The sequence below is a fragment of the Hoeflea sp. IMCC20628 genome, from assembly GCF_001011155.1.
GTDB lineage: Bacteria > Pseudomonadota > Alphaproteobacteria > Rhizobiales > Rhizobiaceae > Hoeflea.
On record NZ_CP011479.1, the window covers coordinates 4,050,688 to 4,064,861 of the forward strand.

Consider the following 14,174-nt stretch of genomic DNA (forward strand, 5'->3'; position numbering starts at 1 on the left):
GAACCGGAAATCACGAATTCAGGGGTGGGTAATTACTGAACATGTTTGCCCGCTCCCGTCCGAGCTTCCAGGCCACAGCACAGGCCGCCAAGGCCAGCCTTCGAGCCGCCCGCGTTGTCGCCAGCGACGAAACCGGTGTGCGTATTGAGGGCACAAATGCCCAACACTGGGTTTTTCATTGCAAGGATGCCGTTGTCCACCAGCCCGATTACTCCCGTGCAGCACGGGTCGTTCACGAGACCATGGGCGGCCATGTCCCCGAGGTATGGATATCTGATCGGTATTCAGCCCAGCAATCTCACGGCCATCGACATCAAACCTGCCTTGCACATTTGGCGCGTGATACAGCCTTTGCGCTGGAACATGGCGAGGATGATCTCCCTCTTCGCTTCCAGCTTTGGTTTGGCCGTGTGTTTGATTTCGCCAGAGCCATAAGCACATTCGCTGCGTCTACCGTCGCAAGCAAGAAGCGCAAATTCGATAAACAGCTTGCGGGGCTTCTATGCGCCCCGACTTCATGCGACCTGGCCCAAAAGCTCCAGGCCAAGATCGGGCGGGCCCGCGATCAGCTGCTGACGTTTTGCGACTATCCCGGAGAAGTCGATGTCACCAACAACACATCTGAGCGAAAGCTCCGTCCATGGGTCATTCAGAGAAAGGTGACAAACGGATATCGCGCCATGTGGGCCGCCCAAGCCGAGGCGGATGTACGCACAACCGTCGATACCGCCCGCCTTAAAGGCGCAAATCCCTTCCAGGTTATCGCATCCGTCTTGGCGTAGGCCGACATCAAGGCCCGAAATCATAAATTCAGGGGTGGGTAATTACGATTTCGCCAGAGCCATAAGCACATTCGCTGCGTCTACCGTCGCAAGCAAGAAGCGCAAATTCGATAAACAGCTTGCCGGGCTTCTATGCGCCCCGACTTCATGCGACCTGGCCCAAAAGCTCCAGGCCAAGATCGGGCGGGCCCGCGATCAGCTGCTGACGTTTTGCGACTATCCCGGAGAAGTCGATGTCACCAACAACACATCTGAGCGAAAGCTCCGTCCATGGGTCATTCAGCGAAAGGTGACAAACGGATATCGCGCCATGTGGGCCGCCCAAGCCGAAGCGAACATACGCACGACAGTCGATACCGCACGCCTCAAAGGCGCAAACCCCTTCCAGGTCATCGCATCCGTCCTGGCATAGGCCGGTAGAAGAACCGGAAATCACGAATTCAGGGGTGGGTAATTACCCGACCACGCATAATACACGGGTAGTAAACGTAAATCCGGGAACAGAAAGGAGCAGAAAACCTAATGCATAAAACAACAATATAAAATATACTACATAGCGTAAAGTATGCCTGTCTTGCACGCTATAGAAACTGCGCAACACATCAACCCTCAACTGCCCATCAGTATCTTGCCGAAGTCCGTCAGAGGCCGCTTTTAGGCTCTTCTTGCGCTCTAGCCACGGAGCGCGCTGTATGAAACTCGACGCGATTTCAGGTCTGCGCGAATGGATCGTTGCGTACATAGATCGAAGGTTTCGAGCTGAGACGTTATCAACAGAACTAACAACATAATCTGTAATATTTCGTGCGTCTTTAATCGCTTCCGGCGAAAAAAATCTATATGCAATGGTGCCAATACCAAGAAGCAAGAGACCACAATAAACGAAATTCAGACGCATAGAAAAATCAATCCACGGCAGACATTGGCCGGGTTGAGCTTGGATATCAAGCAAACCACCTAATCCACCCAAATAGTTCTCAATTTTCTCATGATATAAAATCATGTAGCCGACAAATGGCGTAGACATTGTGATAGCTGCGGGAATACTCTGGCCGAAACCTCGCAACATATGCCAGTTCAACACCCTAAAGCGCCACGCCTCAGCCTTCCAATTATTAATCTGAACAAGGTTCGCACCCACCTGATCACCGCTAGACATTTGCAAAACGCAATGTACGGTTCTGGTGGGTGTAAAACGCCCCAACGGTCACATCAGGATTATCAAGCTCTGGGGCAATCATAGAAGTTGCTATAATCATTTGATTTTTGGAAATAGCAGTAGATGACTTTTCATACAGAATACGCTGAAAATTCTTGCTTCGCTCCGGCTCCATACCCTTATCCTCGATCGTATCCATTAGCATGAATCGTGGATGAGAAAACGATTTCTCGTTCGCAGCAGCGATCGTCATCGAGGCGATAAAACTGTTCCGAAGGTAAACCATTGAACTCGCTGAGAAGAAGGACTCACCATTCACGTTTATTCTATCTCCATCAAACTCAAAATTCACAGACTCCGCATTCTTGAATGTCGACTGCCGTTCCAGATCTCTTCTCAAAAAATCTAAGATTTCCAGTTCAATAAAATGTCTGGCCTGCGATATCTGGCTCTGATTTCTCTTCTCCGAAGCCTTAATGACCGCTTGTACCGTATCAATTTCTCTTTGAAGATCATCACGACGAAGCTGCGCCTCGCGCAACTCGGCGACTATTGATTTTCTCGTTGCAAGCTCTTCCAGCGCTCGCTGGGCATATCCGGCCTCACGATTCAGCGATCGCAATTTTGTTCGTAATTCAGTCGTTGGACTACGTAGTGATACCGTATAGTGACGACCAGCCTGCTCCCAAAGCTCCGTTGTTTTCGTCAGCTTAGCCTTCAAATCAGAGATTTTGCGTTGCCTGCTAGCTTGAAGGTCAAGCGAGTTTTGACGTTGCCTAGCGTATTCTGTCCATTTCTTCTCTGATTTTTCCAATCTCAATTTGAAGCTTTTGCAGCTTTGTGTAAGTTTCCTCTTGGTCATTCAGAGATAACCTGTCATCAAACTGCACAGAAAAAACCCTCGCTTCAATCTCTTCAATGCTCGTATTTAGTGTAAGTATTGCCTCTTCAAGTCTGCGCTGCTCTCCGATTAACCAATCCTCTGTCAATGGATGCCCGTCGCGGCCATGCGTCCTGATCAGCGATGCAATCCTAGCAATTACGTCCTTAATCTCGGCCTCAAAAGCTTTTAGATTCAGCTTCGCGACATAGTACTGCTCGCTAAAAGCTCCTAGCAGGAGGTGGCCCACTGTTTGACGCGTGATCGCATCGTCAAAAGGCTGACTTCTGAAAAGCTTTTCAACAGAACTAAGCTGATCCGAATAGAGCAATCTTAGAAGCTGATTCATAGTGATTTTGGTGTTCGCTTCGCCATACTGCACCTCAGGGAGGCCAAGAAGGCGAAACATCACCTGCGAGAAGCTCTCTGAATTGCCTCGCCTAAACGAATAACGCTCCCACCCTTCATGACTACTTTGGGCCGCCTCCGAAGAAGGCCCAAAATAGATTTTCATTGGTTGAGAGGACTTTTTTTCAATATCCCTTTGAAGAGTAATTTCTTTCCCGTTGAGCTTTACACCCATCATGACAGAATCGCACATAAGTGCAGACTCCCGCCATTGATGCTCCAACAAATCGCCACCCAAGCCATAGAAAATGAAATCCATGATGGTTGATTTTCCGGAGCTGTTTTCACCTCGAATGATGTTCAATCCAGAATGAAATTTCTCGTCAAATACACATTTTCCGCGACGAAAAACCGTCAGGGATGTAACTTCCAAATTCGGATCAAATAACGTCATAACTAAACTCACCTAGACCACTTCTGGCGTAAATTCCGTCTTTACCGAGGTCACCGATTTTGGGAAAAATGCTCGCAAGAAACTGAACTAAATCAGGTTTGCTAGCTCTGAAAGACTCGACTTTTGATTGCAGATCAGTCGACAAGCTATCAACGATCAGCGATACTTTTTCTGTCTGCAACGCGATCGGGTCGATCATATCAGCTCCGGCCAATGCGCTGACCGCCGTGGCTTGGATCAGCTCCATTCTTTCAAATACGATTCTAGAACTAGGAAAACGATCATAGTCCGATTGCGGGTATTTCTTGACGAGACTATTCCGGCTTTTTGCAAACCCAGGAACGTTCTGTGGCGCTCGCACATCTTTCAGAGCCCACGGAAAACAAAGGAAAAAATCTGCTGACCTTGCCGCTTTATAGGACAACGACAAATCCTCCGCTGATGTAAGAAGCACCAAATACCGAAAAACAGTATGATAGGGGTCATAAGCAGGAGTGTACGAGAGCGAGAACATTAGCTCCACCTCACGTAACATCGATCAGCGAGCCAATAAATCATACCGCGAACATGTGCATGATTTATTGTGAAATGCTCAAATCCAGTGCCCATGTCGCTAATAGTGGGTTGGATTATTCTCTCATATATTATTTCATCGATTTCCCGTCGGTTCAATGTGGAAGCGTGGGGGGAAATGTGATTTTCGAAAACATCGTTGATCCTCGCCAAAAACAGCGCAAAAATTTTCTGTGCCGAGGGATAGTGCTGCATCTTGGCGAGTAGCTTTGCAAAAAGCTCTTTCTTCCCCTGTGCTCCTTCAATTTGATCATCGCGCTCGGCGTCTATCAGCTTTGCCTCGAGCCCAACGAGACTCCCAGAACTACGTCGATCTTGAAACATTTGGAGATCATCAATGAACCCTTCTATGAAGGCATCACCATCAGATATCTCTTTGCCTAGGCGCTCCAATAGTCCGGGAATTTGCGAAATGTTTGTCAAACAAGTCATCCAAAATGGATTTACGGGAAAGGGGCGATTTGGTTTCAAATTTTAGCTTAAAGTTGCAGAATAGCACGTCTACTTCAAGCTATTAACTCAGCTTAACTGCGGTCAATATCTAAAATTGCTCTGCAACAAGTGACTTGGCGGTAGAGAACGAACACCTTTGAAATCCAGTAGAACGAAGCTCTTTTTGGACAATCGTCCGCAAAGGGCCGAAAACTGCCTCTCTTCCAAGGCACGCCCACGACCTTCCCCCCTCCCCATCCCCCATCCCCCGGTGTAAACCTCTCCCCCTGCCTCCCTCTCACACCACCGGACCACGATCATGAAAGCCATTCTCTACGAAGCCTTTTCTCAGCCGCCGAAGCTGGTCAATCTGCCCGATCCCGTGCCTGAACCGCATGGGGTGGTGATCGAGGTGATGGCGACCGGAGTTTGCAGGTCGGACTGGCATGGCTGGGTGGGGCATGATTCGGATATCGCCTTGCCGCATGTGCCCGGGCACGAGCTTGCCGGGGTGATTGCTTCGGTGGGGCGGGATGTGACGCGGTGGCGGGTTGGTGACCGGGTGACTGTGCCGTTTGTCGGCGGCTGCGGGCATTGCCCCGAATGCCATGCCGGGCATCAGCAGGTGTGCGACAACCAGTTTCAGCCCGGGTTCACGCATTGGGGATCATTCGCGGAATTTGTGTCGATCCACCGCGCCGATCTGAACCTCGTGGCTTTGCCCGAAACAATCGATTTTGCCACGGCGGCGAGCCTTGGCTGCCGGTTTGTCACCTCGTTTCGCGCCGTCGTCGACCAGGGCCGTGTGTCTGCGGGGCAATGGGTTGCAGTGCATGGCTGCGGCGGGGTCGGGTTGTCTGCGATCATGATCGCGGTGGTTGCAGGCGCGCAGGTGGTGGCGGTGGATATTTCACCTGCGGCGCTGGAGCTGGCGCGTTCGCTTGGTGCTGCGGCTGTGATCAACGCGCGCGAGGTGGACGATGTGGCGGGCGCAGTGCGCGAGATCACCAAGGGCGGAGCGCATGTGTCGATTGATGCGCTTGGAGCGGTCAGCACCTGCGTGAATTCGATCAATTGCCTGCGCAAGCGCGGGCGGCACATCCAGGTGGGGCTGATGGCGGGGGAACACAGTTTTCCGCCGGTGCCGATGGGGCGGGTGATTTCCCATGAGCTGGAAATTCTCGGCAGCCACGGCATGCAGGCGCACCGCTATGGCGCGATGCTGGAAATGATTTTGACCGGGCTGCTGAAACCCGAACTGCTGGTGGGGCGGAAGATCAGCCTCGAACAATCGATCGAGGCGCTGATGGGCATGGACCGGTTCGAGGGCGTTGGCGTGACTGTGGTCACCGAGTTCTGAGGGTTCGTTCGAACCGGCGGCGGGAGTCCTGAACAGGTTGCGGGTATGGGCGCGAAACGGCGTCGCGATTGAGCCGGGCGCCGATCAGGGTTAGGCTCACCGCGGGGAGGATCACTGATGTTGAAAGTGACGATCTGTGCCGCACTGCTGCTGTGTGGACTGGGTGCCGGCAGCGCACCGGCAGCCGAGATTTCGGCATCTGGAAAATTCAGCTTCAAGCCGTTGTCGATTGAAGGGCTGGTGCTGCGCGACCGGGTGGTTGTCGGCCCGGCATTTGCCGAAAAGCATTCTATCGCGGTGGCGGCGCCGTTCGAATTCAAGGCGCCGCGGATCGAAGGCATCTTGCGGATGGCGAAATTTCCGGCGCAGCTCGGCCAGGCCTATATCAAGATCATCTACGGGACGCCGGACGAAAAATTCATCGAGAGCATCCAGTTCAACCCGTTCACACTCGATCCCGGGCCGCTTGAGCAGCGGCAGCAGAAACTGGCCGGGTTTTTGAAGACCACCGTATGGGCGCAGATCACCGACGGCCAGGGCGAGCGCAAGATCGACGCGTTGCGCGGCAAGCGGATTGGCGATTTCGATGCGGTCGAACTGATCGGCCGTTATGTCGATGTCAAGGAAAGCGGCAATGGCACGGTTCTGGCCCGCGTGGTGGGGCTGATGCAGCCAGACAGCCGCCACGGCCTGATTGCCACCATCAACATCGCCACAGGCATGGTCGAGGTGACCAATGACGCGCAAATGGCCGACACGGTTAGCGCCGACATTCTGGCAAGCGTCGCGTTTCAATAATGCGGCAACGGTGGCCACGAAACACAAACAGGCGCGCCCATGGATGTATGGGCGCGCCTGCCAGAGCGGATCATGCTTACTTGCTTCTGTCCGGCCCGCCGGTATGGCTGCTCCGGGTGATCGACACCGGGTCGCTGGCCGGGAATGTATCTTCCAGGCCCTCTTCCAGTTCGTCATCAAGTTCCTGGTCAAACGTGTTGGGTTTTGTGTCGCCCTTGGCCGCTTCGGTCGCCGCCTCGCGGGTGGCATAGACAGGCGAATGGCGGCCGTCGATCACATAGGCCCAGCCACCGTCGCGCTGCTCGAGTTGATAATCCTGATTTGTCATGACGTACTCCTTCTGCTGCCCAACGCCGCAAGGCGGATATCGTTCCGCCAAACAGCCTGCAGCGCCCCACCGATACAGCCAAACTTCCGTCTTGACATTGATTTGAGGCAATCAGCGCGGCGCAGATGAACATAGCCCGTTTGGTGACACGTTTTCAGGGGGCCCGGAAAACTGCCACCAGACCAGCATGGCCGCCAGCCGCGACTGCGGAACCAAGCTGCAGTGGCTGCGTTTTGTTTGCGTCAAAGGAGAAAAACCATGCTGACCCGGACACGAATTGCACTCCTGATCGCATTGCCTGTCAACGCCGTGCTGTTTGGCGCTGGCGCCATCGCCGTTCTGTCGATTCCGGCACTGGCCGACCACGCCAAATATCTGCTGCCAGCCGTCGTTGTCACAGGCTTGCTGGCGACCGCTCCGGTTGCCTGGTTGCTGGCGCCGCGGCTGCGTGCCCGGCATCAGTATCCCGGCGCCCGGCGCAGCAGCTGATCAGGCGGCGGCTGCAGCCGATACGGTGGCGTTGAGTTTTCCGAGGCCGCATTTCAGGGCCGCTATACAGGCCGGATCGAAGGCCGTGCCGGCGTCATTGTCGAGAATCGCAAATGCCTTGGAAATCGGCATCGCGGCGCGATAGGGACGCTCGGCTGTGAGCGCATCAAACACATCGGCAACCGTGAGAATACGGGCTTCCAGACAGATCTCGTCGCCTTGCAGCCCGTGCGGATAGCCCTTGCCGTCGAGCCGCTCATGGTGGGCAACGGCGATCGGGGCGATGTCGGCAAAAGCGCTGACGCGGAGCAGGATGGCTTCGCTCTGGCCCGGATGGCGTTTGATCGCAGCCCATTCGTCGGCATCGAGCTTGCCGGGCTTGTCGAGAATCTGGTTGGACACAGCGAGCTTGCCCAGATCATGCAGCAGTGCTGCGCGGCGCAGCCAGCGCCGGTGCGCCTGCCCCAGACCGAGTTCCTCGGCGATCATGTCGGTGTAGAGCGTGACCCGGTTGGAATGGTCTGCCGTAAACGGGCTTTTGGCGTCGACCACATCCGCAAAAGCCGCAGTGATGTCGTCGAGAAAGTCCTCATCGACCGGCTCGGACTGCATCGCCGGCTTCATGGAAAAAACCTTTGCCTCGATATCGTGTGATGTCAGCGCCGGCCAGAAATCGGCAGAAGCCTGCGCGGTCATGAAGGCTGCGACCAGGTCAGGATCGAACCAGACACCAGAGCGCGCGGCAACTTCGCTGACCGCCGCTTCGGCACCGTTTTCAACATGGAACACGTCGATGACCTGAGCCATCAGTGCGATGTTGGAGATCTGCGGGATCTGCGCTCGCTTGAGGCCTTGCGGCTGGCCGGAGCCGTCCCAATGTTCATCGAGCGACAGGATGCCCTCCTGCACGGCCTGTGAAAACCGCATCCGCGCGGCAATGTCAGCTCCGCGATGGCAGCGGGTTTCCATCAACTCGCGGGCGATCTTGCCACTTTTCTGGATGACATTGACCAGCGCACGGATGCGTTCGCTGAGACCGGCTTCAAGCCCTGTCCTGGCAAAGACAAAGCGCAAGGCAGCGCTGAGGCTGGGATCAATGGTCTTGAAATCGCGTTTGAAGGCAATGTCGTCGGCCAGATACAATTCACAGATCCGCGCCGCATTGCTGGAGCAGCCCACATCCTTGAGCAGCAATGTGTAGAAAATATCGGTAAGCGCCTCGTCGGGCAGGTCGAGCGCCTCGCCGATGCGTGTCCCGATCCAGCAACAGCGCATGCAATGGCCGGCCGGCTGCCCCTCGGTCAGGTCCAGCGCATAGCTGAGCGCGCCCAACAGTTCCGCAAGTTTGAATTCCTGCGGACGGTGGCGCGATGCATTGGTGAGATAAAGGCTCGTGCTCAATTCGGCGGCTCCATGTGTGGCCTGCTGAATATCAGATGTGGCTTAAGAAGCTTTTGACCACCTCGGCGCCGCCAGTTGATTTGCGTTCATGGTGAATCAATGGTGTTGCCACGCACGGGCCTGATCGCGCGCATGGCTTGCAGTTTTCTTCAATTCGATATAACTAGTTTTATCGAATTGAAGAGGCGCGATATCATGAATGCAATCGAAGCGGCACAGGGTTTTTCGGCGATGGGCTCGGAATCACGGCTGGAGGTGCTGCAGGCGCTGGTCCGGGCCGGGGAAGATGGCCTGCGGGTCGGCGACATTCAGGAGCGCACCGGCATTGCCGCCTCGACACTGGCGCATCACCTGAAATTTCTCAGCGCGGCCAATCTGATCGTTCAGCGCAAACAGGGGCGGATCATCATGAGCACCGCGAATTTCGACTATCTGACCGCGCTGGCGGGCTTCATTCTGGAAAACTGCTGCAGCGAAGCGGGAGCAAAGCCATGAGCCTGGTTACCGAGACAAGCCGCCCGACCGGTCAGGAGATCAAGGCCTGGATCGCCACGCCTTGGGCCTTTATCTTGCTGATGCTGGTTGCCGTGGCCGTGCTGGACGGCGGCCGGTTCACCACCATTTTGAGCTTCGCAGTCGCTGCCCTTGGCAGCACCCTGCCCTATATCGTCTTTGCGGTGTTGCTGATTGCCGGCTTGAAGGCGGCGGGCGCGGAAGCGGTGATTGCCAATGCGTTCAAGGGCCGGGAAACCAGGATGATCCTGATGGCGGCACTGTTTGGCGGACTGGCGCCGTTCTGCTCCTGCGAAGTGATCCCGTTCATTGCCGGCCTGCTGGCACTGGGCGCGCCGCTGTCTGCGGTGATGGCGTTCTGGCTGTCCTCGCCGCTGATCGACCCGCCGACGCTGCTGATCACCGCGGCAGCACTGGGCTGGCCGTTTGCCATCGGCAAGGCGGTGGCCGCGGTGGCGCTTGGCCTGTTCGGCGGCTTTGCCATCAAGGTGGCGATGGGGGCGGGCTGGTTTTCAGAGCCACTAAGAGCGATCAAGCAATCGCGCTGCGGCTGCGGCCCGGATCCGTTTACCGGCAAGCCGGCCTGGCGGTTCTGGCAAGAACCTGAACGGCGCGAGACGTTCAGGAGCGAATTCACTGCCAATGCCATCTTCCTGATCAAATGGCTGGCGCTGGCCTATGTGCTGGAGGCGCTGCTGGTCACTTATGTTCCGGCGACAATGATTGCAGGCCTGGTCGGCGGCGAAGGCATCGTGCCGATCGGTATCGCCGCGCTGGTCGGCATGCCGGCCTATCTCAATTCCTACGTGGCGCCGCCACTGCTTGCGGGACTGATGGAGCAGGGTATGAGCAACGGGGCAGCGATGTCGTTCGTGATCGCCGGCGCGGTCAGCTCGGTGCCAGCGATGGCGGCGGTGTGGTCACTGGTCAAAAAGCCTGTGTTTGCCGCCTATATCGGCCTCGGGGTTTCCGGCGCGATCGCCTCCGGGATCATTTTCCAGATGCTGGTGTGAAGCAGAATGGCCACAATCGAGCCTGTCCGCTGCGACGGCAATCGGCTTGAAACCCGAAACCTGTTTTCAACATCTGCTTTTTCATCTAGGATCAGGATCCTATTTGGAGATTTTATGTCCCGTTGATCCCGGGGAGCCAAACGGCTCCCCTTCGCACACATCCTGACTGTTACCGCGCAACTTCGTTTCGCGGTCCAGGGTTTTGTGCGCCCGCAATTCAAATCAACGTAATACGGACCGACAGGCTGGCCTGATCAATCGCCAGATGCGCGGTCTGTGGATGAAAGCAAAATCACAATGATCAGAGAATTCGAATCCCGGGACACCGACGCGGTTGTGGCCATCTGGCGCAAGGCAAGTGAACTGGCTCACCCGTTTTTGACAGGGGAGTTTCTCGACACGGAGGCGGATGCGTTGCGCAACGTCTATCTGGCGCACGCCAAAACCCAGGTGCTTGAAATGGATGGCCGGGTGGTCGGCTTCATTGCCATGGCCGGCAATGAAGTGGCGGGACTGTTCCTCGATCCGGCCTATCACCGGCGCGGCCTCGGCAAAGCCCTTGTCGACAAGATTGCATCGGAAGAGGGCACACTGACTGTCGACGTATTCAAGCACAACGCGATTGGCAGGCGGTTCTACGACGGATACGGTTTTCAACCGGTCGGAGAATATGTTCACGAAGCTTCTGGCCAGGTCACGCTTCGGATGAAGCTGGAAGGGTAATTCCATCAAGCGAAAGGGCGCTCGTGACGGGCGCCCTTTCTGCATTGCGGGCTGCAGCTTGATCAGTGTTTTAACTTGTGATACCCATTTACGGGACATTCTCTCATAAGCGGGATTATTCGCAATGGCGTTGAACGATAGGCTGGCAGAGCGAATCAAACAGGTGCGGATAGCGCGAAGCTGGTCCCTGCAGGATCTGGCTGACAAAAGCGCGGTCAGCCGCTCGACATTATCACGCATCGAAAACGCGGAAGTCAGCCCCACGGCGGAAACACTTGGCAGCCTGTCGTCGGCCTTCCAGATGAGCATCTCGCAATTACTGGCGCCAGTCGAGACCCCTTTTGCTGCCATTGTGCGGAGCAACGAGCAGGCGATGTGGGAAGATCCGGATAACGGATTTGTCCGCAGACTGGTGTCTCCACCCAGCGGAGGGCTGTCTGCAGAAGTCGTGCGTTGCGATCTGGCGCCGGACCAGAAGATTTCCTATGAAACGCCGTCGGTCAACGGACATGAACACCACCTGGTGATGCTGTCCGGTGTGTTGGCTGTAACGCTGGGCGACGAGACCCATGTGCTCGAGGCCGGCGATTGTCTGCGCTATCAGCTCCATGGTGCGTCGCGCTTTCAAACCGGAGATCAGCCGGCCTCCTATCTGATCGTTCTGGTGTGAGATCCGCCATGACCGGAATTGCCATTCATTCACTTACCCCTGACGAATTGGACGCCGAGGCTGAGGCGCTCGCCCGGATCATGGCCGACACTGTCGAGACCGGGGCGGCCATCGGCTACATGCAGCCGTTCACCGAAGCTGACGGGCTCGCATTTTTCACGGACCAGGTGTTTCCCGAAATTCGTGCCGGGCGGCGCAAATTACTGATCGCCATGCTGGATGGCGAGACGGCGGGATCGGTACAGCTGATCATCGCGCTGCCGCCGAACCAGCCGCACCGCTGCGAGGTTGCCAAGATGATGGTGTCGCCCGCGGCACGGCGCAAGGGCATCGGCGCAGCACTGATGCGGGCGCTCGACGCCCAAGCCCGCGCGGCGGGAAAGACCCTGATCACGCTCGACACCAGGACCGGCGACGCCGCCGAACCGCTGTACCGGGCAGCGGGATTTGTCTCAGCCGGTGTCATTCCCGGATTTGCGCTTGATCCGGACGGTACTGCGCTGCACGCGACGACCTACATGTACAAGGCGTTGTGAGGCACGGTGTCAGCGCCGACGGAGGTTGGCAGACAATTCGAAAGATCGGGCATTGTGTTGGCTTCAGGGCGGGTAGGAATAATGCAGCAATCACTTAGACAAGTAACCTGGTAGTCACTGAAAGGTGAATGAAGAACGGCTGATTGAGGACGACATTGCGGAATCTTTTCCGTATCCAGAGGGTGGAGTAGCGAATTAAGACCGCAACATGGTCCCGTTTGCTGCAATGGCCGAGAAGACAACAAGCACAATCTTGCTCCGTGTTGGTAGTTGAGCTTAACGGGTTGATAACTCGCCATGTCCCCCCGCTGCACTGCAGCGTCTTGCAAGGGAAAGGAACCATCATGCCTCTGAGTTCCAAACAGAGCCGGCTTTGCGCCGAAAACACCATCGATTTTTCAGGCCTCTCGGCCTTGTTCATCAATACGTCGCTCAAGCGAAAGTCCGGCGACAGCCACACCCGGCTTCTGCTCGGCGTCTCAGGCGACATGATGGAGCGCGCCGGGGTGGCGGTCGAGCACATCCACATGCTCGACCATACAATTCCTCCGGGTGTGCAACCAGACTTGACGGAACAGGGTTGGGACCGTGACGACTGGCCCATGCTTTGGGACAAGGTGAAAGCAGCAGACATTCTGGTCGTCGGGACGCCGCTTTGGCTTGGCGAGGAGAGTTCTGTCTGCCGCGTGCTGATCGAGCGGCTCTACGGCATGTCAGGCCTGCTCAATGACAAGGGGCAGTCGATCTATTATGGCAAGGTCGCAGGCAGCGTCATCACCGGCAACGAGGACGGAATCAAGCATGCTGCGATGACCATCAGCTACGCGCTGTCGCACCTTGGCTATACCATCCCGCCTCAGGCTGACTGCGGCTGGATCGGGGAGGCCGGTCCGGGCCCATCCTACGGCGACGAAAAAGACGATGGAGGCCGCGTCGGCTTCGACAATGACTTCACCCAGCGCAACACGACGATCATGACGTGGAACCTGATGCATCTGGCGCGGTTGTTAAAGGCAGCCGGCGGCTACGACAATCATGGAAACGATCGCAATGCCTGGAAGGCAGGGTGCCATTTCGGCTTCGAAAACCCGGAATATCGATCCTAGGACCACAGCTCCTGTCGCCACCCTGAAACGCACATAATCGAGCAGGGCTGCCCTGCTTGGAAAAGGATTTAAGACATGAACAATATTACTTCAGGCCTTCTGGCCGGATTTGTCGCTACCGTGGTGCTGTCGGTGCTGATGGCGGGGAAGTCGATGATGGGCGTGATGCCTGAACTCGACGTCATCGCCATGTTGAGTGGCATGATGGGCGCGTCGCTCGCCGTGGGCTGGATCGCGCATTTCGTGATCGGGACAGTGGTTTGGGGCGCGGGCTTCTCGATCCTCTACGATATGATCCCCGGTGGCAGCGCGATACAGAAAGGCATCGTATTCGGTATCGCCGACTGGCTGCTGATGATGATCCTGATCATGCCGATGGCAGGTGCGGGCTTTTTCGGCATGTCGCTCGGAATCATGGCCCCGGTGATGACGCTGGTGTTGCATATCATTTTCGGTGCGGTGCTCGGTGGAGTCTACGCCGCGCGCACTCGCACAGCTTCGGTCTGAGCATTATCTCAGCTGCCCGGTGACACGCTGACCGTTCGGTTCGATCTGTTAGACCGATGAATTCAGGTCAGAGTGTCCCCCTTGCTTTGTGAAAGGTATAGC

General features: G+C 56.1%; 17 protein-coding genes and 2 pseudogenes. 12 read left to right on the forward strand and 7 right to left on the reverse strand.

The window, feature by feature from the left end:
* Positions 1 to 20: 20 nt before the first annotated feature.
* A pseudogene (locus tag IMCC20628_RS18975) lies at positions 21 to 782 on the forward strand (transposase); the annotation flags it as partial.
* Between the two features lie 61 nt (positions 783 to 843).
* Positions 844 to 1,194, forward strand: a pseudogene (locus IMCC20628_RS18980) (transposase); the annotation flags it as partial.
* A gap of 42 nt (positions 1,195 to 1,236) precedes the next feature.
* Here IMCC20628_RS18980 and IMCC20628_RS18985 read toward each other — a convergent pair.
* The 5 genes from IMCC20628_RS18985 to IMCC20628_RS19005 are packed head-to-tail and all read right to left on the reverse strand — an operon-like array spanning position 1,237 to position 4,619.
* Positions 1,237 to 1,923, reverse strand: a complete 687-nt coding sequence (locus IMCC20628_RS18985; protein WP_156174580.1) for a hypothetical protein — start codon at positions 1,921 to 1,923, stop codon at positions 1,237 to 1,239.
* A 10-nt stretch (positions 1,924 to 1,933) separates the two neighbouring features.
* Positions 1,934 to 2,755: a hypothetical protein gene (locus IMCC20628_RS18990; RefSeq protein WP_197078344.1), complete on the reverse strand. Its 822-nt coding sequence runs from the start codon at positions 2,753 to 2,755 to the stop codon at positions 1,934 to 1,936.
* Entirely contained in the window at positions 2,718 to 3,623 is a 906-nt protein-coding gene (locus IMCC20628_RS18995) for an AAA family ATPase (protein ID WP_082128238.1), read from the reverse strand. The genes IMCC20628_RS18990 and IMCC20628_RS18995 overlap by 38 nt, the downstream gene beginning before the upstream one ends.
* Positions 3,610 to 4,158: an ABC-three component system middle component 5 gene (locus IMCC20628_RS19000; RefSeq protein WP_343123245.1), complete on the reverse strand. Its 549-nt coding sequence runs from the start codon at positions 4,156 to 4,158 to the stop codon at positions 3,610 to 3,612. Before IMCC20628_RS19000 ends, IMCC20628_RS18995 begins: the two co-directional genes overlap by 14 nt.
* Positions 4,137 to 4,619, reverse strand: coding sequence for an ABC-three component system protein (locus IMCC20628_RS19005; RefSeq protein WP_156174583.1), 483 nt, complete (start codon positions 4,617 to 4,619; stop codon positions 4,137 to 4,139). Before IMCC20628_RS19005 ends, IMCC20628_RS19000 begins: the two co-directional genes overlap by 22 nt.
* A 328-nt stretch (positions 4,620 to 4,947) precedes the next feature.
* On the opposite strand from IMCC20628_RS19005, the gene IMCC20628_RS19010 reads away from it, so the two are divergent.
* On the forward strand, positions 4,948 to 5,988 hold the full coding sequence (locus IMCC20628_RS19010) for a zinc-dependent alcohol dehydrogenase family protein (RefSeq protein ID WP_047031500.1): 1,041 nt from the start codon (positions 4,948 to 4,950) through the stop codon (positions 5,986 to 5,988).
* A 117-nt stretch (positions 5,989 to 6,105) separates the two neighbouring features.
* On the forward strand, positions 6,106 to 6,786 hold the full coding sequence (locus tag IMCC20628_RS19015; protein ID WP_047031501.1) for a hypothetical protein: 681 nt from the start codon (positions 6,106 to 6,108) through the stop codon (positions 6,784 to 6,786).
* Positions 6,787 to 6,862: 76 nt separating this feature from the next.
* Here the strand turns inward: IMCC20628_RS19015 and IMCC20628_RS19020 are convergent, their stop codons facing one another.
* Positions 6,863 to 7,114 (reverse strand): hypothetical protein, encoded by a 252-nt coding sequence (locus IMCC20628_RS19020; RefSeq protein ID WP_047031502.1) that lies wholly within the window; start codon positions 7,112 to 7,114, stop codon positions 6,863 to 6,865.
* A gap of 258 nt (positions 7,115 to 7,372) precedes the next feature.
* On the opposite strand from IMCC20628_RS19020, the gene IMCC20628_RS19025 reads away from it, so the two are divergent.
* The gene (locus IMCC20628_RS19025) at positions 7,373 to 7,603 is read left to right on the forward strand and encodes a hypothetical protein (protein ID WP_047031503.1); all 231 of its coding nucleotides are present in this window, start codon (positions 7,373 to 7,375) and stop codon (positions 7,601 to 7,603) included.
* On the opposite strand, the gene IMCC20628_RS19030 is transcribed toward IMCC20628_RS19025, so the two are convergent.
* On the reverse strand, positions 7,604 to 9,004 hold the full coding sequence (locus IMCC20628_RS19030) for an HD domain-containing protein (RefSeq protein ID WP_047031504.1): 1,401 nt from the start codon (positions 9,002 to 9,004) through the stop codon (positions 7,604 to 7,606).
* Positions 9,005 to 9,199: 195 nt separating this feature from the next.
* On the opposite strand from IMCC20628_RS19030, the gene IMCC20628_RS19035 reads away from it, so the two are divergent.
* The 7 genes from IMCC20628_RS19035 to IMCC20628_RS19065 all read left to right on the forward strand — a co-directional run bounded on the left by IMCC20628_RS19035 (position 9,200) and on the right by IMCC20628_RS19065 (position 14,072).
* Positions 9,200 to 9,499 carry a metalloregulator ArsR/SmtB family transcription factor gene (locus IMCC20628_RS19035; RefSeq protein ID WP_047032778.1) on the forward strand — a complete coding sequence of 100 codons (300 nt, stop codon included), beginning with the start codon at positions 9,200 to 9,202 and terminating at the stop codon, positions 9,497 to 9,499.
* Positions 9,496 to 10,530, forward strand: a complete 1,035-nt coding sequence (locus IMCC20628_RS19040; RefSeq protein ID WP_047031505.1) for a permease — start codon at positions 9,496 to 9,498, stop codon at positions 10,528 to 10,530. Before IMCC20628_RS19035 ends, IMCC20628_RS19040 begins: the two co-directional genes overlap by 4 nt.
* Before the next feature lie 297 nt (positions 10,531 to 10,827).
* Complete coding sequence (locus tag IMCC20628_RS19045) at positions 10,828 to 11,253, forward strand: GNAT family N-acetyltransferase (RefSeq protein WP_047031506.1); 426 nt, start codon at positions 10,828 to 10,830, stop codon at positions 11,251 to 11,253.
* A 124-nt stretch (positions 11,254 to 11,377) separates the two neighbouring features.
* Positions 11,378 to 11,923, forward strand: a complete 546-nt coding sequence (locus tag IMCC20628_RS19050; RefSeq protein ID WP_047031507.1) for an XRE family transcriptional regulator — start codon at positions 11,378 to 11,380, stop codon at positions 11,921 to 11,923.
* A gap of 8 nt (positions 11,924 to 11,931) precedes the next feature.
* On the forward strand, positions 11,932 to 12,459 hold the full coding sequence (locus IMCC20628_RS19055) for a GNAT family N-acetyltransferase (protein ID WP_047031508.1): 528 nt from the start codon (positions 11,932 to 11,934) through the stop codon (positions 12,457 to 12,459).
* Positions 12,460 to 12,803: 344 nt separating this feature from the next.
* Positions 12,804 to 13,565 (forward strand): NAD(P)H-dependent oxidoreductase, encoded by a 762-nt coding sequence (locus IMCC20628_RS19060; protein WP_047031509.1) that lies wholly within the window; start codon positions 12,804 to 12,806, stop codon positions 13,563 to 13,565.
* A gap of 75 nt (positions 13,566 to 13,640) precedes the next feature.
* On the forward strand, positions 13,641 to 14,072 hold the full coding sequence (locus IMCC20628_RS19065) for a DUF6789 family protein (protein WP_047031510.1): 432 nt from the start codon (positions 13,641 to 13,643) through the stop codon (positions 14,070 to 14,072).
* Positions 14,073 to 14,174 lie beyond the last annotated feature (102 nt).

Excerpts from the sequence above, each read along its gene's own strand:
- IMCC20628_RS19025 (WP_047031503.1), top strand. The coding sequence starts at position 7,373 with ATGCTGACCCGGACACGAATTGCACTCCTGATCGCATTGCCTGTCAAC.
- IMCC20628_RS19065 (WP_047031510.1), top strand. The coding sequence starts at position 13,641 with ATGAACAATATTACTTCAGGCCTTCTGGCCGGATTTGTCGCTACCGTG.
- IMCC20628_RS19050 (WP_047031507.1), top strand. The coding sequence starts at position 11,378 with ATGGCGTTGAACGATAGGCTGGCAGAGCGAATCAAACAGGTGCGGATA.
- IMCC20628_RS19055 (WP_047031508.1), top strand. The coding sequence starts at position 11,932 with ATGACCGGAATTGCCATTCATTCACTTACCCCTGACGAATTGGACGCC.
- IMCC20628_RS19015 (WP_047031501.1), top strand. The coding sequence starts at position 6,106 with ATGTTGAAAGTGACGATCTGTGCCGCACTGCTGCTGTGTGGACTGGGT.
- IMCC20628_RS19040 (WP_047031505.1), top strand. The coding sequence starts at position 9,496 with ATGAGCCTGGTTACCGAGACAAGCCGCCCGACCGGTCAGGAGATCAAG.
- IMCC20628_RS19045 (WP_047031506.1), top strand. The coding sequence starts at position 10,828 with ATGATCAGAGAATTCGAATCCCGGGACACCGACGCGGTTGTGGCCATC.
- IMCC20628_RS18995 (WP_082128238.1), bottom strand. The coding sequence starts at position 3,623 with ATGACGTTATTTGATCCGAATTTGGAAGTTACATCCCTGACGGTTTTT.
- IMCC20628_RS19020 (WP_047031502.1), bottom strand. The coding sequence starts at position 7,114 with ATGACAAATCAGGATTATCAACTCGAGCAGCGCGACGGTGGCTGGGCC.
- IMCC20628_RS19010 (WP_047031500.1), top strand. The coding sequence starts at position 4,948 with ATGAAAGCCATTCTCTACGAAGCCTTTTCTCAGCCGCCGAAGCTGGTC.
- IMCC20628_RS19000 (WP_343123245.1), bottom strand. The coding sequence starts at position 4,158 with ATGTTACGTGAGGTGGAGCTAATGTTCTCGCTCTCGTACACTCCTGCT.
- IMCC20628_RS19035 (WP_047032778.1), top strand. The coding sequence starts at position 9,200 with ATGAATGCAATCGAAGCGGCACAGGGTTTTTCGGCGATGGGCTCGGAA.
- IMCC20628_RS19060 (WP_047031509.1), top strand. The coding sequence starts at position 12,804 with ATGCCTCTGAGTTCCAAACAGAGCCGGCTTTGCGCCGAAAACACCATC.